The following is an 18303-nucleotide window of genomic DNA, read 5'->3' on the forward strand; positions in this document are numbered from 1 at the left end:
CTCCTCTTATTCGCTTACTGATTTAACGGCTTTAGTTAAAGAATCAGCAGTTGCCTCGCTGCCAATAAAATCTTGAACAATTTGTTTCGCTGTATCAGCTGCTATTTGGCCAACATCTTGCATTGCACGGTCTTTAATATCACCAATGCGCTTTTCTGCAGCAGCTAATTTTTCTTCTAATTCAGCTTCTACGGTTTTACGTTCCCGTTCAGCCTTTGCTTTTGCTTCATCATTAGCAGCTTGTGCAATAACAAGGCCTCTTGCGCGTGCTTCCGAAAGTTCTTTTTCATAAGCGCTAACAGCAGCATCTGCATCTTGTTTCATACGGGCGGCTTGATCTAGATCAGATGCGATACGATCGCGTCTATTTTCAATGACAGAACCTATGCGTGGAACAGCAATTCTTGCAATAAAAATATAAAAAAGACCAAAACAAATGATCAACCAAAAAAGATGGGATGCAAAATAGGTCGAATCAAAGGGAGGGAAACTGCTGCCACCATGCCCAGCTGAGGCATGCTCTGCAGTGGATTCAACGCCTTGTGCAAAAGCTGAGGACACGAACATCCAATTCATCCTTCATAGAAGCAATAAACCTTAATCGGTTTATCGAAGTGTAATCTGATATAATCTGGAATTATAGCTTGAAAGATGTGCCCGAGTTAAAGGGCACATCTTTAAAATGTGATTATGCGAACAGAAGGATAAGAGCAACGAGCAATGAGAAAATGCCCAAAGCTTCTGTCACAGCAAAACCAAATACAAGACGGCCGAACTGGCTGTCAGCAGCTGATGGGTTGCGCAATGCGCCTGAAAGATAGCTACCGAAAATGTTGCCAAGACCAAGAGCTGTTCCTGCCATACCAAAACAGGCTAGACCGGCGCCGATGTATTTTGCTGCTTCCGCTTCCATAAAATTCTCCTTTGAATAAAGCGCTTTTGATGGTTTATGCGCATATTGGAATGTGGCGGTTGACCGCCGGTTGGTTAGTGACCAGGATGCACTGCATCGTTGAGATACATACAGGTCAATACTGTGAACACATATGCTTGCAAGAATGCAACCAAAAATTCAAGTGCTGTAATAGCGACATTCATTGCCAAAGGCAAGATAGCGCCGCCAAAACCAATTGGCCCCATTGCAGCTAAGCCAACGCAAAAACCTGCAAACACTTTCAACGTAATATGGCCTGCCAACATATTGGCGAACAAACGAACTGAAAGGCTGATGGGACGTGATAAAAACGAAATAACTTCAATGATTGTTACAATTGGTACAATGACCGCTGGTACACCTTTAGGAACGAAAAGTTTGAAAAAGCCAACGCCATGCTTAAATACACCGTAAAATACAACGGTCAATATAACGAGCATCGCCAAACCAAAAGTGATCATAATTTGAGTTGTAACAGTGTAGAAGTAAGGGAAAAGACCAATGAAGTTGGCAACCAATACGAACATAAACAAGGAAAATACGAGCGGGAAAAACCGCATGCCTTGTGTTCCAGCAGATTCGCGCAAGGTATTTGCCACAAATTCATAAGCCATTTCTGAGACCGACTGTCCACGTGTTGGCACAAGACCACGGCTTGAAGAGGTCAAAAGCAAAAATGCTGCTGAGGCGACAATAGTTATAACCATAAAAAGGGATACATTGGTAAATGATAAATTCCAACTACCGATATTAATATGGATCAGATCTATTATTTGAAACTGATGAATAGGATCCAACGTTGCCTCCTTAATAAGCAGTCAAATCGGCCTTTTGGCCTAATTATCTTTATTGTTCTTCTGTTTGCCAATAGAGCTTTGCTCTATCATGCCTACAGAACGTAAAACATTCATAACGCCAGCGGCAAATCCAAGAAAGAGAAAAACAATTAATCCCCAAGGATTTGTACCAATTAATTGATCAAAGCCAAGACCCAAAACGACACCAACAACTATTGCTGCTAAAAATTCGCTTGAAAGCTTTATAGCATAGCTTGAGCTAGGCGGTGTTTTCTCTGGTTCAGGTTGTTTAAACGCTCCCTTTTTAATCAAAGCCTCTTCTAGGCGATGTTTGCGTTCGTCCAAATCCGTCATGTTTGAGTGTTGATGCTCATTAATGGTATCACTATGTGGCTTTTCAGGCTGATTCCCTTTGGCCATGAATGTCCCCTATCAATGAGTGGCAACGTACTAGCTTTAACCTTTTAGGTTGCGCGCAACATATTGTTACTGGAGCAATTCGTCAAGGCTTGAAAGTAGCTCTAACACAGAGAATAGCATAGTTTTTTAGCAGTAATTTGAGAAACAGCGGGAAAAAATTTTTGAATGCAGTAAATTGGCTTCATTATCTAGCCCGAAATATAGACATATAATATTTTTTGTTTTCTTTTTTGTGTGATTGTTTCTCATCTATGGATTGGGTGTTGGGAGGTAGAATAATATTAAAATGATTCCTTGGCATCAAAAATCTTGAAAAAATGTGCAATACATACCTTTAATCAAATATTTTAAAATGTTTGATTAAAGGCATCTTTGACACGTTCTGCGATGTTTGAGGGAAATCAACCCCATCCGCCATTTTTTGTTCGGTAAAATATGTGTAATCCAATTTTTTCCATTTTATACATAGAACTTGCCCAGTTTGGGCGTACGTAAACGGCGTGATAATGGGTCGAAGAGCCAACCTCAGGCAACCAGATTTGTCCTGCTGAAACGGCCTTAGCAATGTCTTGTGCAATGCGCCAATGGCGCTTTTCTGTGACGAGATGCTTTTTCCCATCACATGCAAAAGAAAATTGGCATCGATTGCGCCAGTTAACATTTTGATAAACAACGCCGCAAACAGTATTTGGATAAGAGGGATTTCTAACCCGATTAAGGACAACTTGTGCGACCGCAGCTTGCCCCTTTAATGTCTCGCCTCGTGCTTCAAAATAAACAGCTTCAGCGAGGCATTTTTGTTCTTTGGCGGTAAATGAAGATGCAGGTAAAGGTGTGGCAGCCCACGCATGGTCTTTAGGACCAATTGGTGGAATAAAACGTCCTGCAGTTTTTTCTGCATCAGTCAAGATGGAATCAAAAGGAGATTCTTTAGCTGTCCCAGCATTGGCTGGCGCGTAGCCAAGAGCAAGAATGTCAGGCTTATCGTTAGTAACCAATGAAGCTAGCATGTCAGGAACTGCGAGTTTGGGAAGTTCTTTGCGTTTAGGCACTGGAATTATCCCAAGTGCAATTTGGAATTGATCCTTAGCTTTCTCGGGCGGAACAAGACGAGCAATATGCTGTTGTTCTAGCTGAGAGATTGTTGGCAGCTTTATACTGCGATCCAATTGAGTGTCAGCTAAAACAAGACGTAAATCATTGCTTTTTCGCGGCATAAAAGCTTGTTTTGCGGCGCTATTAATTCGTTGATCGCTTGAAAGCTCCCCTGACTGCATGCTGTAGGGTTGAGCAAATGCAGTGTCGGTAAAGGTGGCTGATATTCGCACTTGTTCATTAAAGCGCTGCCGACTAGCCTTTAGTTCAGCGACATTATCTGACTGTAAGACGCGATCTGCTTTTTTATTTTTCGTAACGGTGGGAGTGCTGATAAAAAGCGTTGTATTAGCTGCAACAAGCGGCGCAGTCATTTGTTTTTGCAGTGTCGACATTCCAATAATTGAAATGCCAGCGCCTAGGATTAGTGGAAAAAGGTAGCGAGTAGGTGAGCGCTTTTCAGGTAGCATCAAAGGTGCTTCATAATAGCGTCCCTCTGGCATATGATAACTTGCAGGTGCAGTGAGACGGTATTCAACGTGATTCTTAGGCGATTGATGGCCAAAAAAGTTTTGAAAAATACTCACCGCATAAACTCCAGCGCAATAGACAAAATAAGTTGGGGATAGAATCACAATGTTTCCACCCTTATGATTTGGGTAGAATGCAATAGTAAAATTTATTTAAGGTTAACAATGTGTGTTCGAGCGAACAAAAGGTTAATAACATTGGTTAACGGGTTCGTATATAATTAATTTCGAAAAAAATAAATTTTTTGTATGTGATTGTTAAAGTGCGGGGAATAGAGGGATTTGTTGAAAATTTAGCGAGTGTTTTTTTATTAGATTTTGCTGCATGACGTCTTAATTAAGTAAAAAGTTCAAAAGAATGCTGCGCCTTATTAAATTTAATTATTGATATCGTGTTTTTAATTAAAAAAAATAATTATGGATATTAACTATAAATATTGAGGTCACTTAAGAGATAAGTAAATTAATTTATCTAATTTCAATAAAATATTGAAAGTCGCCATTGCATTTTTTCTTCGGCTAACTGTTCGGCAAATCAAAAAAGCGCCAATGCTTTTTCAGCAATGGCGCTTTTTATCTAGGCTATAGAAGTTTGCTTAATGCTTTTTCTTAGCGCGTCCTGCAAAAGGATTATCCGGCTTGCGCATTGATAGCCTTATCGGAACGCCGGGCATCTTAAAAGTTTCACGTAGGCTATTGATAAGATAACGTAAATAGGATTGTGGCATTGCATCAGGACGCGAGCAAGATATAACAAAGCCTGGTGGTCTTGTCTTAATCTGCGTCATATATTTAATTTTTAACCGGCGGCCGGATACTGCAGGCGGTGGATGGTGGGTAATAATCCCACCAAGCCAACGATTAAGTTTTGCTGTAGAAATGCGCCGGTTCCATATACGGTGAACCATTTCAACATTTTCCATCATCTTATCAATGCCTTGGCCGCGTTCACCCGAAATAGGAATAGCCCGTAAACCGCGAACTTGTGGCAGAAGCCTACTACATTTTTCTAGTAATTCGGTTAAGGTTTCCTGCCGGTTTTCGATTAAGTCCCATTTATTAAAAGCAATAATTGGTGCGCGACCTTCACGTATAATAAGGTCAACAATCTGTAAGTCCTGCTTTTCAAAAGGAATTGTTGCATCAAAAAGAACAATGACCACTTCGGCAAAGCGAACGGCTCTTAAAGTATCGGCAACCGAAAGCTTTTCCAACTTTTCTTGCACGCGAGATTTACGCCGTAAACCTGCTGTGTCATGAAGTTTGATTTTTCTACCGCGCCATTCCCAATCCACTGAGATAGAATCGCGGGTGATGCCAGCTTCAGGCCCGGTCAACAAACGGTCTTCCTCAAGCATGGTATTAATCAATGTCGATTTGCCAGCATTTGGGCGGCCAACAATGGCGATACGCAACGGTTTTGTATCGTCATATTCTGGCTCTTCAGCATCTGGATCTTCAATGTCGTCACCAATGGAAGCAGATTCGATTTTGAGGCGTTCTTCTTCTTTTTCTTTTTCAAATGCCTTTTCTGAGCCAACCGCTTCAACTATGGCATCACGCAAGTCTGACATGCCAAGACCATGCTCGGCAGAAATAGGACATGGTTCACCAAAGCCTAATTTCCAAGCATCATAAAAATTGCCATTTGCATCTTTTGCTTCGGATTTATTGGCAATAAGAATAATTGGCTTACCTGATTTGCGTACAAGCGACGCAAATGTTGTGTCGGCTGGCGTAAGGCCAGCTTTTGCATCCAATACAAAAAGAATAAGATCTGCTTCTTCAATAGCCGCGCGTGTTTGCGCCCGCATTCTGCCTTCAAGCGTGTCATTGGCAGCTTCTTCAAGCCCGGCGGTATCAATAATGTCAAAACGTAAATCTTGTAAACGCGCGGCGTGATGCCGGCGGTCGCGAGTGACGCCTGGTGTATCATCGACAATTGCTAGCTTTTGACCAACAAGACGATTAAATAAAGTGGATTTCCCAACATTGGGTCTTCCAATAATAGCGATTGTAAGCGCCATAAATTAGCCTTTTGCACTTTCTGTGCGGCTATTGATCAAGCTCAACATAAGTTGAGCTCGGGCTGCTACGCCGCTGCCAGCACTCTCACTGTCATTAATAATTTGTTCAAAATAGTTTTTAGCTTCAGCTAAATTGCCAACTTTCCATGCCGAAAGTCCTAAAATTTCGCGCGCTGATAGCCGCATAGGATTATTATCAGATGCAAAAACAGTAACACGTTGGCTTAATTCATTAAAATCCGCTGTATCAACTAATATATAAGCTGCGCGAATACTAGCAATATCTTTTAATGCGCTTGGTGTATCACTATTTTGAGCGATTTTATCGAACATAGCAACAGCTGCTTGTTTGTTGCCTTGTTCCAAGGTTAGCCCCGCTTCACGCATTTGGGCAAGTGAAGGATAGCCGCCAAAATCAGAGGATTCAATCTGCTTTAATGCTGCAATTGCTTCATCAACTTTACCGCCTTTGACAAAGCTTTCGGCTGTTAACATAGCATCGCCGATAGTTCCGGCCTTTTTATTTTGCCAATAGCTATAACCTTGCCAAACAGCAGTGCCAAGCACAAGGGCGACAGCCGCGCCAATTATCATTGGACCAAATTTGCCCCATAAAGCACGTGCTTTTTCTTGACGAATTTCTTCGTTAACTTCGCGAATAAAGCTGTCGTCTTCTGCCATTACAAAACTCTCTATGGTAATTTATCTCATTAAAGATAGCTTTTAAGCATAAATGCGGCAATAGCAAAGCTATTTTTTGCAATTGAATTATTTTTCATCGAACTTTGCTCATTCCACCGCTTCATCAAAGCTTTTTTCTAAGGATAGCTTGTTAAAATTGCGATAAATTTGAAAAATCTTCTTTTCGAGCATTGGCTTTTGGTAATGAATTGGATTTTAAATGCATCATGCTAATTTTGCTCTTGCTTGATATAACCTAAATATAAAAAACCATAAAATAGTCCAATAATTGCTGATAGTCCTGAACCCAATAAGACTCCAATTTTAGCGCTTGCTAATTGTTCAGGGTTGCTAAACGCTAACATGGCAACAAAAATAGCCATGGTAAAGCCGATGCCAGCCAGTAGACCAACTAATATCATGGCGCGCCAGTCAACTTGTGGGGGCAGGCGGCAAGCACCCAATTTAACTGCGATAAAACTGGTTAAAATAATGCCGAGCGGCTTGCCAATTATAAGGCCTGCCATGACTCCCATAGTTATCCCGAATGTGCCATTAGCGGAAAGATTGATATCGCCAAGGTAAATTCCTGCATTGGCAAGCGCAAAAACCGGCATAATGAAAAACGCAACCCAAGGATGAAGATGCTTTTCAACAATCGCGAGCGGATTTATCAAGGCTTTGTAGGGCTTATTGTCTTTACCAAGCTGTAAAGGTTGGTAAATAATTGGCGTTAAAAGACCAAGAATAACACCCGCGAGAGAGGGGTGTATACCGGTTTTCCAGAGGCCAAACCAAAGCACACTTGCTGGCAATGCGTAAGCAAAAGCTGATGAAATACCAAAGAAATGAAAAATATAGATAAGACCAATAGCTGCAACAGCAATTAGCAGTGCTGAAGCGTCAATGCCATTGGAATAGAAAACTGCAATAATAAGTACGGCGATAATATCATCAATAATCGCCAGTGAAAGCAGAACTACGCGAATATTGCTCGGCAAGGAACGCCCTAGGAGTGCTAGAATACCAACAGCAAAGGCGATATCTGTAGCGGTTGGAACTGCCCAACCGTGATGGCTAATTGGATCTGTGTTAAACAGCATATAGATGAGAGCTGGTACTAAAACACCGCCAAGGGCTGCAATAATCGGCAATGTTGCCTGTTTAATGCTTGAAAGTGCGCCATTATGAATTTCTTTTCTGATTTCAAGACCAGCAATAAGAAAGAAAAATGTCATCAAGACATCATTGACCCAAAAATGTAGATCCCAATTTAAAGAAAACTTGCCTAATGAAATACCAAGCTTTGTATGCCAAAAACCAACATAGGTTGTATAAAAAGATGAATTGGCCCAAAATAGCGCAATAGCTGCGGCGGCAATTAAAAGGACACCTGCAAAAGCTTCCAAGTGCATAAGCTTTTTTATTTGAATTAAAATGCAAAAATAAATTTTGGCAATGAAATGGGGTGTTGTCACAGATTTCAATGGTTGGTCTTGGTGGTCCATAAGTAAAGCTCCGCTCTCTCAGCGGCCCGACCAAGAAAATTCCTGCCAATAGATTATTCTAATTGACACCCTTGCATTAATTATAAGATGTTTTTTCGTTTATTCAACCGTTTCTCATAGGAGAAAATAAATTGAATTCTATCATTTCAACCATGGGAAAGAACTTCTTCCCATGGCTAGTTTAAAGTCTAATGCGTTCGGCTAGGCTTTTGAGCTAGATTTGTTGCGCGACTTGTTGGTGATCTGTAGTGCGAGGAATAACGACAACTTTACTACCCACGGTAACGCGGTTGTAAAGATCGATGATATCTTGAAATAGAAAACGGATGCAGCCAGAAGATACGTTTTTACCAATACTCCATTCTTCCGTGGTTCCATGCAAGCGGAACAAAGTATCACGACCATTACGGTAAAGATAAAGCGCCCGAGGGCCTAATGGATTTTGTGGGCCAGGTGCCATGCCGCCGCCAAGATGTCCATAACGCTCCGGCAATCTTCTCATCATGCTAGGGGTTGGTGTCCAAGATGGCCACATTGCTTTACGACCGATAATCGCATCTCCGCTAAAGTTTAGGGTATTATTTTCTGCAATGCCGACCCCATAACGGATAGCTTGATCGTCTTCCATGACAAAATAGCAAAAATAATTATTAAGATCGACCACTAAAGTGCCTGGCGTATAAGAACTTGGATAAGCAACAATTTGTCGCCAATAGATTGGGTCTATTTTACTGATATCTGAAGCTTTGACAGGGTAAGGTTCACTGTCGATTGCACCGTACATTTCAAGATAATAGGGATTAATTTTTTTTGCTGGCACTGGGGTTGCATCAGCAATGCGGCGTCCTGTTGCACTACATGCACCTAATGCAAGCGGTGCAGAAAGCATAAATATTCTTCGGCTCAATTTACCTGACATTACTTCGACCTTGATTCGGATAGAAATTGTTTTGCATAATTGTGAATTTGGCTAATTTAAGAATTTGTCATTAACTTGTTGGCGATTACCTTTATAGATAATTATGAAAAAAATTCTTAATCATTTGAAATAAACGTGTATGATCACAAAAAGTTTCACGTTATTATGCTTATTTATTGGTAATAGCTTGGTTATCATCAAAATATTGCTTGTGATTTATAAGTCCTAAGTTATCAATTTTGTCGGTTTTAAGAGAGGCAATTTTCAAATGAATTTGCGTATAGGACATTCGGCATGTCCTCATGATTGCCCCTCGACATGCGCCTTAGATATAGAATTATTGGCAGATAATCGTATTGGTCGGGTAAGAGGATCGAAAGATAATAGTTATACTGCCGGGGTGGTTTGTGCCAAGGTTGCCCGTTATGCTGAGCGTGTCCATCATAGCGAGCGGTTATTAACACCTTTAAAACGTGTCGGTAAAAAAGGTGCGGGGCAATGGCAAGCTATTGGGTGGGATGAAGCGCTAGATAGTATTGCAGAAAAAATAACTGAGCAAGTTGAACTATTGGGGTCGCAAACGGTTTGGCCTTATTATTTTGCTGGCACAATGGGCTTGGTGCAGCGTGATTCGATTAATCGGTTGCGGTTTGCAGGAAATTTTTCCAAGCAGTTTTCTACTTTTTGTACCAACACTGCGGTGACCGGTTATTTTGCTGGGGTAGGGCGTATTGCAGGTGTTGATCCGCGTGAAATGGAAAAATCCGATTGTATTGTTATTTGGGGCACCAATGCTGCAGCTACGCAAGTTAATGTGATGACCCATGCAGTACGCGCGCGTAAAGAGCGTGGAGCAAAGATTGTTGCGATTGATGTTTTTGAAACAGCAACGGTAAAACAAGCTGATATTGGGCTTATCTTAAAGCCTGGAACCGATGCGGCACTTGCTTGTGCGGTGATGCATGTGCTTTTTCGTGATGGTTATGCAGATCACGCCTATATGAAAGCCTATACGGATGACCCTTTTGGACTTGCGGCTCACGTTGTTAATAAGGATCCATTATGGGCTGCCAAAATTACTGGTTTGAGTGTTGCGGAAATTGAAGAATTTGCCAAGCTGATTGGTGTGACCAAGCGCTGTTTCTTTCGCCTTGGTTTTGGCTTCACCCGTCAACGCAATGGCGCTGTTGCTATGCATGCGGCGCTCTCTATTCCTGCTGTACTTGGCTCTTGGCAATATGAAGGAGGAGGGGCATTTTTTTCAAACTCTGATATTTATGTGTTAAATCGTGATGAGATTACTGGAAAAAAATTGGCTGACCCTACTATTCGCAGCCTCGATCAATCAAAAATCGGTCGCATCCTTTGTGGGGATAAAGATACGCTTTATGGTGGCCCTCCAGTCAACGTGCTCTTTATTCAAAATACCAATCCGGTTAATGTCGCTCCTGAACAACGCCTTATTCGGCAAGGTTTTATGCGAGATGATCTTTTTACTGTTGTGCATGAACAATTTATGACGGATACGGCAAAGCTTGCTGATATTGTTCTACCTGCAACTATGTTTGTCGAGCATGATGATATTTATTGTGGTGGTGGTCATCAACATATCATTCTTGGACCAAAATTGATTGAGCCACCTTTAGGGCCAAAACCTAATTTGTTTGTCATTAACCAACTTGCACAGCGCCTTGGTTTTAAAGGGTTTGATTTTGACGAAAAAACATTGATTGATGATTTATTGGTTAAAAGTGGTTTTGTTGGTTTTGAGGAGTTGAAGGAAAAACGCTGGTATGATGTGCAGCCATCTTTTGATGAAGCGCATTTTATCAATGGCTTTGGTTGGGATGATAAACGCTTTCACTTTAAAGTAAATTGGCTTGATGAGCATTTTCCTAACCGTCCGCCAGCTTCAATGGGGTATCAGGGAAATTGGCAAGAAATGCCGCAATTTCCAGATCAATGGGATAACCTTGAGCGCATCAGTGAAGATTGCCCATTTCGGTTGGCAACATCGCCCGCGCATAATTTTTTAAATTCTACTTTTGCTGAAACGCCAACATCATTACAAAAAGAGAGGCGGCCGGAACTCTATATTCATCCAGATGATGCCAAAGCGCTAGATATTGAAGATGGAGATATTGTTGCAATCGGTAATGCACGTGGGGACGTGCGGCTGCATGCTAAGATTTTTGCTGGGGTGCAACGCGGAGTGCTTATATCTCCTGGTATTTTTCCTAATAGTGCATTTATTGATGGCGAGGGCATAAATACTTTAACAGGCGCACAGTCACCTGCACCTAATGGTGGTTTAGCGGTTCATGATATTAGTGTGTGGGTTAAAAAATGAGCAAATTAAAATTGTTGGATTAATAGAATCTCAATCAACATAACGGCATTTATGCAGTTTTAATGAATCAGCATTGGGCTTGTGCCAAAGGAATATTAGATGGAAAATTGTAAAGCATTTATCACCGGCGTTGCAGGTCTGTCATTAAATGATCAAGAGCGTGCCTTTATTAAAGAGCATAAGCCATGGGGATTTATTCTATTTGCACGCAATATTGACAATAGCGATCAATTATCTGCACTTACTGATGATATAAGACTTACATCTAATAATGAAAATGCTTTGATTTTTATAGATCAAGAAGGCGGAAGAGTTCAGCGTTTACGTCCACCACTCGCCCCTAATTATCCAACGGCAGCAGCTCTTGGTGATATTTACAATAAAGATCAAGATCAGGGCTTACGCGCAGCTTGGCTAATGTCGCGGCTTCATGCTTTTGATTTAAAAAAATATGGGATTAATGCTGATTGTTTGCCGCTTTTAGATGTGCCGGTTGCTGGCAGTCATGATGTTATTGGTTCGCGTGCTTATGGCCATAAGCCTGAAATTGTCACTGCAATGGGTAAAGCTGCAGCGCAAGGGCTTATTGATGGTGGTATTTTACCGGTTATGAAGCATATACCTGGCCATGGTCGCGCCATGTGTGATACGCATTTGGCTTTAGCGCGGGTAGAAGCCGATATTGATGAATTAAACCAATCAGATTTTATCCCATTTAAGCAATTAGCGCATTTGCCGACGGCAATGACAGCCCATGTTGTCTATGAGGCAATTGATCAAGAGCAAACGGCCACCCTATCATCAAAAGTTATTTCTGATATTATTCGCGGCGATATAGGCTTTGATGGCTTGTTAATGACCGATGATTTATCCATGAAAGCACTATCTGGAACGATAGGTGATTTAGCTCAGCAAGCATTTATAGCTGGGTGTGATGTGGCTTTGCATTGTAATGGTAATTTTAGCGAAATGTTGGAAGTTGCTGAAAATAGTCCATATTTACAGGGAAAAGTCGCGCAAAGAGCTGCTTTTGCCGAAAGTTTTGTTGTAAATACGATAGCAGCGGATGAAAAAGAGCTACGGCAAGAATTTGCCAAATTTTTTCCAGAAACGCTAAATTTTTAATTATTTTATCTCGTTTAATCAATAGGCTATAAGGAATATTTGTTATTTGGCTTTAGCTGGAAAAACACCGCAATCTGATGCACCTCCCATGAGCGAATGGTGGGATGATGAAACGCGCGGTGTGAGTGAACCGGCATTGGTGGTGGATGTCCAAGGCTTTGAGGGGCCGATGGATCTTCTCTTGCATCTTTCGCGCACGCAAAAAGTTGATTTAACCCGTATTTCAATTGTCGCGTTGGTTGATCAATATTTACAGTTTATCAAACAAGCGCAACAAGTAAGATTGGAGTTGGCGGCTGATTATCTGGTTATGGCTGCTTGGCTTGCTTATTTAAAGTCACGGCTATTGGTTCCTAAAAAACAAGGGGAGCAAGAAGCAAGTGGTGAAGAAATGGCGGAAATGTTGCAATTTCGCTTGCGGCGGTTGGAAGCCATGCGCGATGCTGCTGGTAAATTGATTAATCGCAATCGTTTGGGGCGTGATGTTTTTAAACGTGGCGCGCCAGAAATGGTTGTGGTTGAGCGAAAAAATCGTTTCAATACGACACTGTATGAGTTGTTAACGGCCTATACCGGAATAAGGCAGCGACAAGCGGTCAGTCACGTTGAAGTTGGCAACCGTAAGGTTTGGCCACTTAAATATGCTCGGCAAATTTTAAGCCGTATGGTGGGTGATCTTTCACATGATTGGTTGGCGCTTGATCAATATTTGCTTCGTTTTATCAGTGATGACAAAGAGCGCAAGACAGCAATTGCCAGTGCTTTTGCAGCAAGTCTTGAAATGGTGCGTGAAGGGCAGGTAGAGCTGCGGCAAAGTGGGGCTTTTTTACCGCTTTATATGCGTGTTAAACAAGACGATAGAGATGAATATAGGGAACAGCTTAGCAATGGTTGAAAAGCCCAAATTTGACAATTCGCCTTTGCTGTTACGGATGGTGGAGGCAATTCTTTTTGCATCATCCGAGCCCGTCTCGCGCAATGCTTTGGCGGAGCGATTACCAAAAAATAGCAATATTGATTCTATAATTAACGAGCTAACTGAAATCTATAGTGGTCGCGGTGTTAATTTGTGCCTTGTTGGCAATGCATTTGCTTTTCGTACTGCTCCTGATTTAAGCTTTTTGTTATCTAAGGAAGAACAAACAGCGCGAAAGCTGTCACGTGCAGCCTTAGAAGTGTTGGCAATTATCGCTTATCATCAGCCGGTAACGCGTGCGGAACTTGAGGATATACGCGGCGTTGAAACCTCAAAAGGAACACTTGATGTTTTGATGGAGACCGGCTGGATAAAAATTCGTGGTCGAAGACGAACACCCGGTAGACCCGTCACTTATGGTACAACCCAAGATTTTCTCGATCACTTCACTTTGCCCGATATTGGCGATTTGCCGGGTATGGAGGAGTTGAAAGGGGCGGGGTTATTATCCTCGCGTTTGCCTGAAAACTTCACGATACCGATTCCATCCGTTCATGAAGATGAATTGAGTCTTGAAGAGGACCCTTACGAGGATATTGACTTGGAGCAGCTTGGGCTTTTACCGCCTAAAGATATGGAATAAGCTTTTTAGATCAATTACTATTGATATAGGCTAATAAAATTAACAAATTTGAATAGTAGCGTTTGAAACTTGGATAAAAAGCTTCTAAAGTGTTAAAGTTGAATTGTTGAAATAAGGAAATTGACGCAAATGGGTTTCGGTTCTATTTGGCATTGGATTGTTGTTTTAGTAATTGTGCTGTTATTGTTTGGCAGTGCTAAAATTCCTAATTTGATGGGTGATGTGGCAAAAGGTATTAAAAATTTCAAGTCCGGTATGAAGGATGATGAAGATGAGAAGCAAGCTGCTACAAAAACGATTGATGCTAAAACTGGTGAGACGGTAGATACCAATAAATCTTCGGTTGATGATAAAGTATCATAATATTAAAAATTTGCAGCTTTTGGGCTTGTGATTCATGCTGCATGTAATGTTGCTCGGTTGGAATATTTGGTCATCTTTACTATTTAGTTGTATTCACTAATATAAGTAATTTTATTAAGTGGTTATAGCTGAACAATATTTATTGCTGCATGAGGGTTGTTGATGTTTGGAATTGGTTGGTCTGAATTTTTAGTTATTGCTATTGTGGCAATAATTGTAATTGGACCAAAAGATTTGCCAAAGGTGATGCGTTCTTTTGGGAAAGCAACTGCAAAAATGCGTAGTACTGCAGCAGAGTTTCGTCAACAATTTGATGATGCAATGAAAGAAGCAGAGCTTGATGATGTAAAATCAGCGCTTGATGAGGTTCGCAATCTTGATCCAAGACGTAGTCTTACGCAGGTATTTGATCCATTTCGTGATGCTGCCAAAGATGTGAAACAATCACTAAGCCAAACGAGTGATGCATTAAAAGGTATTGCGTCTCCCTCCCTTGAAGATCAAGCAATTTTGGATAGTCGCAATTTATTGCCGCCGGAAAATTACCAAGGTGACGATAATTATCTGATGAGCGATAAGCCACAAAGTGTAAATCAGCAAGATCATTACGCATTTGATGCTTCATCGCGACGTAAAGGCAAGGCTGTAAAACATCATGCGAGCTTTGAAATGAAGCGTCCGTTGCGTAAGCATCGTTTGAAGCATAATAGCGGGCGTTTTTCACGCAATAGTCATGGAAAAAAAGCCGCCTATTATGTCGAGCGATCCGTAAAATCGGTGCCATTGGGTCAAATAATCAATAATAAGAATGGGGCGCAAAGTTCCGATGAGTGAGAGTAAAAAAATAGCAGCAGATAAAACAGAAGATATGGATGATAGTGCTGCACCCTTAATGGATCACTTGAATGAGCTGCGTTCAAGACTGATTTGGTGCATCGCAGCCTTCATGGTTGCTTTTGTTTTATGTTTTGCTTTTGCTGTCGATATTTTTAATTTTATTGTCCGCCCGATGCAATGGGCGATGGTTTGGCATGGTGATGACCCTGCTAACTTGACCTTGATATATACTGATTTATTTGAATTTGTTTTTGCAAAGATTAAAATTGCCGCTTTTGGTGGTGTGGTTATTGCCTTTCCTGTCATTGCTATACAGCTTTATCGTTTTATTGCGCCTGGTCTTTATAAAAATGAGCGCAATGCATTTTTACCATTTTTAATAGCTGGTCCCTTATTGTTTTTGGTCGGCGCAGCGGTCGCTTATTATCTTGCAACGCCGATGGTAAGTTGGCTTGCACTGTCTATGCAGCAAGTAGCGCCGGCGGGCGGTGATTTGCATGGTGCCGCTAAGATTGTTTTGTTGAACAAGGTATCAGAATATCTGCGACGGGTGATTTCTTTTGTGTTGGTTTTTGGTTTAATATTCCAAATGCCAATTGTCACAAGTCTACTGGTGAAAGTTGGTATATTATCAGCGCAAGGGCTTGCCAGTAAGCGCCGTTATGCAATCGTTGCTATGTTCGTTGTTGCGGCTATTGTCGCTCCGCCCGATGTATTGAGTCATATTACACTTGCACTTCCAATGGTGCTCCTTTACGAAATATCGATTATTATTGCACGCATGATTGAACGAGGACGAAAAGCAGACAACGATAGTAGTGCTTAATTGAATATTTGCTCTATCAACTAAGACCTGATGTTTCTCTTCAAATAAATAGCTTTATTATATGGTGAAAATTTATGCTTGATATTAAATGGATCAGAGAAAATCCGCAAAGCCTCGATGAGGCACTTCTAAAACGCGGCGCACTTGCGCAATCTGCAGAAATTATAGCTCTTGATGCCCAGCGTCGTGCCCATGTCTTTAACTTGCAAGAAATGCAAGAGCGCCGCAATGCTGCATCAAAAGAAATTGGTCAAGCTATGGCTAGTGGCGATAAAGAACGTGCAGAAAAGCTAAAGGAAGAAGTTTCAGCTTTAAAGTCGGCCTTTAGTGAAGCCGAACAAGAAGAGCGCCGTTTAAATCAGGCGCTTGAAGATGTTTTATCTCGTACACCTAATATCCCGCTTGATGATGTGCCAGTTGGTCCTGATGAAAGTGCCAATGTTGAAGTGCGTAAATATGGCACGCCGCGCGAATTTTCTTTTGCACCAAAAGAGCATTTTGATATTGGTGAAGCATTAGGCGGTATGGATTTTGAACGGGCAGGGCGCATGTCTGGTGCGCGTTTTACCATTTTATCTGGTATGTTGGCACGTCTTGAGCGAGCGCTTGGCCAATTCATGCTTGATATTCATACCAATGAACATGGCTACCGTGAAGTGTCAGCACCTATTCTTGTCCGTGATGATGCGCTTTATGGTACGTCGCAATTACCAAAATTTTCGGAAGATCTTTTTCAAACCACTGATGGTCGCTGGCTTATTCCTACAGCGGAAGTGCCGCTTACTAATTTGGTGCGTGAAGAGATTTTGGACGAAAGCATATTACCTTTACGATTTACCGCGTTAACACCTTGTTTTCGCTCAGAAGCGGGTTCTGCTGGTCGTGATACCCGCGGTATGCTGCGTCAGCACCAGTTCTGGAAAGTTGAAATGGTGGCAGTAACTGATCGTGATTCTTCATTGCTTGAATTAGAGCGTATGACGGAATGTGCAGAAGAAGTGCTAAAGCGTTTAGATCTTCCATTCCGTACGGTTGTGTTATGTACGGGCGATATGGGTTTTGGTTCTAAAAAGACCTATGATATTGAGGTTTGGTTGCCTGGTCAAAATGCTTATCGTGAGATTTCTAGTTGTTCGGTTTGTGGTGACTTTCAAGCGCGTCGTATGAATAGCCGTTATCGGGTAGAAGGTGAAAAGACCTTGCAATTTGTCCACACGTTAAATGGTTCGGGAACGGCTGTGGGACGTTGCCTTATTGCCGTACTTGAAAATTATCAGCAAGAAGATGGTAGCGTCATTATTCCTGATGCACTTATTCCTTATATGGGCGGTGTCACGCGTATTGCTGCCCTTTAATATCATCATGCTGTCATAAGTTGGCAGCATGTTTAATAAAGCATTATGCTGCTAAATAGCTTGTCTATTTTAAAAATGAAGCCAACACTATTGTAATATATCAGTTTATTCAATCTGTTGGCTTTATTCTAAAGTTGCATGACCATTATAATTCTATTCAACTTAGATTTTTAAGAAATTCAAGGAGTTTCACATGCGGATTTTAATTACCAATGATGATGGTATCCATGCCGAAGGTTTAGCCGTCCTTGAGGATATTGCAAGATCTTTAAGTGATGATGTGTGGGTTGTTGCTCCTGAAAAAGACCAAAGTGGTTTATCGCATTCTTTAACCCTTTCCGATCCCTTGCGCATGAGACAGATTGACGATCGTCATTTTTCTGTCCGTGGAACGCCAACCGATTGTGTCATTATGGCTATCAAGCATATTATGCCACAAGCCCCTGATATTGTTTTATCTGGAGTGAATTCAGGCGGTAATCTTGCTGATGATGTTACTTATTCTGGTACTATTGCAGCTGCTATGGAAGGGACTTTATTGGGCGTGCGCTCCTTTGCTCTTTCGCAAGAATATGTAAGTGAGAATAATAATCGGATTATTCCATGGGATACAGCAAGGCAGCATGCGCCTGCTATTTTACAAAAATTGATCTCATTACCCTATAAGCAGGGTGTTTTGACTAATCTTAATTTTCCAGCTTGCGGGTCTAATGAGGTTACGGGTGTCGAAGTTACCCATCAAGGGCATATTGCTCATGATATTTATATTGATGAGCGCCATGATGGGCGTGGTTTTCCATATTTTTGGTTAAAGTTTTCGCGCAATAGACATTTATGTGCAATTGGTAGCGATGCTTACGCGGTGGATAAGAAAAAGATTTCTATTACGCCTTTGCATCTTGATCTTACGGCGCAAGATGAAATTGCCGTTTTACAGAAAGCATTTTCTTAATCTTTTTTTATTGTTAAGTGCATTT

17 protein-coding genes and 1 pseudogene are annotated in these 18303 nt (G+C 41.4%); 9 read left to right on the forward strand and 9 right to left on the reverse strand.

Translation table 11 applies throughout. The features are described 5' to 3' along the window. Window positions 1-6: 6 nt before the first annotated feature. From N6A79_RS04990 to N6A79_RS05030, 9 genes and pseudogenes are all read right to left on the reverse strand, one after another. Window positions 7-567: a F0F1 ATP synthase subunit B gene (locus N6A79_RS04990; RefSeq protein WP_182419181.1), complete on the reverse strand. Its 561-nt coding sequence runs from the start codon at window positions 565-567 to the stop codon at window positions 7-9. Window positions 568-688: 121 nt separating this feature from the next. Next, window positions 689-913, reverse strand: coding sequence for a F0F1 ATP synthase subunit C (locus N6A79_RS04995; RefSeq protein ID WP_182419182.1), 225 nt, complete (start codon window positions 911-913; stop codon window positions 689-691). Between the two features lie 74 nt (window positions 914-987). Next, window positions 988-1746 (reverse strand): F0F1 ATP synthase subunit A, encoded by a 759-nt coding sequence (locus tag N6A79_RS05000; RefSeq protein WP_182419654.1) that lies wholly within the window; start codon window positions 1744-1746, stop codon window positions 988-990. A 24-nt stretch (window positions 1747-1770) separates the two neighbouring features. Beyond that, window positions 1771-2151: an AtpZ/AtpI family protein gene (locus N6A79_RS05005; RefSeq protein WP_268547236.1), complete on the reverse strand. Its 381-nt coding sequence runs from the start codon at window positions 2149-2151 to the stop codon at window positions 1771-1773. A gap of 401 nt (window positions 2152-2552) precedes the next feature. Further along, window positions 2553-3182: pseudogene (locus N6A79_RS05010) on the reverse strand (cell wall hydrolase); the annotation flags it as partial. A gap of 1190 nt (window positions 3183-4372) precedes the next feature. After that, a complete protein-coding gene (gene der / locus N6A79_RS05015; RefSeq protein ID WP_268547237.1) occupies window positions 4373-5803 on the reverse strand; it encodes a ribosome biogenesis GTPase Der in 1431 nt (476 codons plus the stop codon). 3 nt (window positions 5804-5806) lie between these two features. After that, entirely contained in the window at window positions 5807-6484 is a 678-nt protein-coding gene (locus tag N6A79_RS05020; protein ID WP_268547238.1) for a tetratricopeptide repeat protein, read from the reverse strand. A gap of 230 nt (window positions 6485-6714) precedes the next feature. Then, window positions 6715-7992, reverse strand: coding sequence for a Na+/H+ antiporter NhaA (gene nhaA / locus N6A79_RS05025; protein ID WP_268547239.1), 1278 nt, complete (start codon window positions 7990-7992; stop codon window positions 6715-6717). A gap of 214 nt (window positions 7993-8206) precedes the next feature. After that, window positions 8207-8911 (reverse strand): L,D-transpeptidase, encoded by a 705-nt coding sequence (locus N6A79_RS05030; protein WP_182419187.1) that lies wholly within the window; start codon window positions 8909-8911, stop codon window positions 8207-8209. Between the two features lie 268 nt (window positions 8912-9179). On the opposite strand from N6A79_RS05030, the gene N6A79_RS05035 reads away from it, so the two are divergent. From N6A79_RS05035 to surE, 9 genes are all read left to right on the forward strand, one after another. Then, window positions 9180-11261: a molybdopterin oxidoreductase family protein gene (locus tag N6A79_RS05035; protein WP_268547240.1), complete on the forward strand. Its 2082-nt coding sequence runs from the start codon at window positions 9180-9182 to the stop codon at window positions 11259-11261. 99 nt (window positions 11262-11360) lie between these two features. Next, window positions 11361-12386, forward strand: a complete 1026-nt coding sequence (gene nagZ, locus N6A79_RS05040) for a beta-N-acetylhexosaminidase (RefSeq protein ID WP_268547241.1) — start codon at window positions 11361-11363, stop codon at window positions 12384-12386. 88 nt (window positions 12387-12474) lie between these two features. After that, on the forward strand, window positions 12475-13281 hold the full coding sequence (locus N6A79_RS05045) for a segregation and condensation protein A (RefSeq protein WP_268547544.1): 807 nt from the start codon (window positions 12475-12477) through the stop codon (window positions 13279-13281). Next, entirely contained in the window at window positions 13274-13945 is a 672-nt protein-coding gene (scpB, locus tag N6A79_RS05050; protein ID WP_268547242.1) for an SMC-Scp complex subunit ScpB, read from the forward strand. The genes N6A79_RS05045 and scpB overlap by 8 nt, the downstream gene beginning before the upstream one ends. A gap of 129 nt (window positions 13946-14074) precedes the next feature. Continuing rightward, window positions 14075-14308, forward strand: a complete 234-nt coding sequence (locus N6A79_RS05055) for a twin-arginine translocase TatA/TatE family subunit (RefSeq protein WP_182419191.1) — start codon at window positions 14075-14077, stop codon at window positions 14306-14308. A 162-nt stretch (window positions 14309-14470) separates the two neighbouring features. Then, window positions 14471-15142, forward strand: a complete 672-nt coding sequence (gene tatB, locus N6A79_RS05060) for a Sec-independent protein translocase protein TatB (RefSeq protein ID WP_268547243.1) — start codon at window positions 14471-14473, stop codon at window positions 15140-15142. Continuing rightward, the gene (gene tatC / locus N6A79_RS05065; protein ID WP_182419193.1) at window positions 15135-15971 is read left to right on the forward strand and encodes a twin-arginine translocase subunit TatC; all 837 of its coding nucleotides are present in this window, start codon (window positions 15135-15137) and stop codon (window positions 15969-15971) included. Before tatB ends, tatC begins: the two co-directional genes overlap by 8 nt. 74 nt (window positions 15972-16045) lie before the next feature. Next, window positions 16046-17326, forward strand: a complete 1281-nt coding sequence (gene serS / locus N6A79_RS05070; RefSeq protein ID WP_268547244.1) for a serine--tRNA ligase — start codon at window positions 16046-16048, stop codon at window positions 17324-17326. Between the two features lie 193 nt (window positions 17327-17519). After that, window positions 17520-18278 carry a 5'/3'-nucleotidase SurE gene (surE, locus tag N6A79_RS05075; RefSeq protein ID WP_268547245.1) on the forward strand — a complete coding sequence of 253 codons (759 nt, stop codon included), beginning with the start codon at window positions 17520-17522 and terminating at the stop codon, window positions 18276-18278. Window positions 18279-18303 lie beyond the last annotated feature (25 nt).

Origin of the sequence: Bartonella sp. HY761 (assembly GCF_026743145.1) — a bacterium.
In the GTDB taxonomy this organism is placed as follows: Bacteria; Pseudomonadota; Alphaproteobacteria; order Rhizobiales; family Rhizobiaceae; genus HY038.

Bases quoted from the DNA above. Each gene is read 5' to 3' on its own strand.
- N6A79_RS05045 (WP_268547544.1), top strand. From the start codon at position 12,475: ATGAGCGAATGGTGGGATGATGAAACGCGCGGTGTGAGTGAACCGGCA.
- N6A79_RS05005 (WP_268547236.1), bottom strand. From the start codon at position 2,151: ATGGCCAAAGGGAATCAGCCTGAAAAGCCACATAGTGATACCATTAAT.
- N6A79_RS04995 (WP_182419182.1), bottom strand. From the start codon at position 913: ATGGAAGCGGAAGCAGCAAAATACATCGGCGCCGGTCTAGCCTGTTTT.
- N6A79_RS05030 (WP_182419187.1), bottom strand. From the start codon at position 8,911: ATGTCAGGTAAATTGAGCCGAAGAATATTTATGCTTTCTGCACCGCTT.
- N6A79_RS05055 (WP_182419191.1), top strand. From the start codon at position 14,075: ATGGGTTTCGGTTCTATTTGGCATTGGATTGTTGTTTTAGTAATTGTG.
- scpB (WP_268547242.1), top strand. From the start codon at position 13,274: ATGGTTGAAAAGCCCAAATTTGACAATTCGCCTTTGCTGTTACGGATG.
- nhaA (WP_268547239.1), bottom strand. From the start codon at position 7,992: ATGGACCACCAAGACCAACCATTGAAATCTGTGACAACACCCCATTTC.
- tatC (WP_182419193.1), top strand. From the start codon at position 15,135: ATGAGTGAGAGTAAAAAAATAGCAGCAGATAAAACAGAAGATATGGAT.
- nagZ (WP_268547241.1), top strand. From the start codon at position 11,361: ATGGAAAATTGTAAAGCATTTATCACCGGCGTTGCAGGTCTGTCATTA.
- N6A79_RS05020 (WP_268547238.1), bottom strand. From the start codon at position 6,484: ATGGCAGAAGACGACAGCTTTATTCGCGAAGTTAACGAAGAAATTCGT.
- tatB (WP_268547243.1), top strand. From the start codon at position 14,471: ATGTTTGGAATTGGTTGGTCTGAATTTTTAGTTATTGCTATTGTGGCA.
- N6A79_RS05035 (WP_268547240.1), top strand. From the start codon at position 9,180: ATGAATTTGCGTATAGGACATTCGGCATGTCCTCATGATTGCCCCTCG.
- serS (WP_268547244.1), top strand. From the start codon at position 16,046: ATGCTTGATATTAAATGGATCAGAGAAAATCCGCAAAGCCTCGATGAG.
- N6A79_RS04990 (WP_182419181.1), bottom strand. From the start codon at position 567: ATGTTCGTGTCCTCAGCTTTTGCACAAGGCGTTGAATCCACTGCAGAG.
- surE (WP_268547245.1), top strand. From the start codon at position 17,520: ATGCGGATTTTAATTACCAATGATGATGGTATCCATGCCGAAGGTTTA.
- der (WP_268547237.1), bottom strand. From the start codon at position 5,803: ATGGCGCTTACAATCGCTATTATTGGAAGACCCAATGTTGGGAAATCC.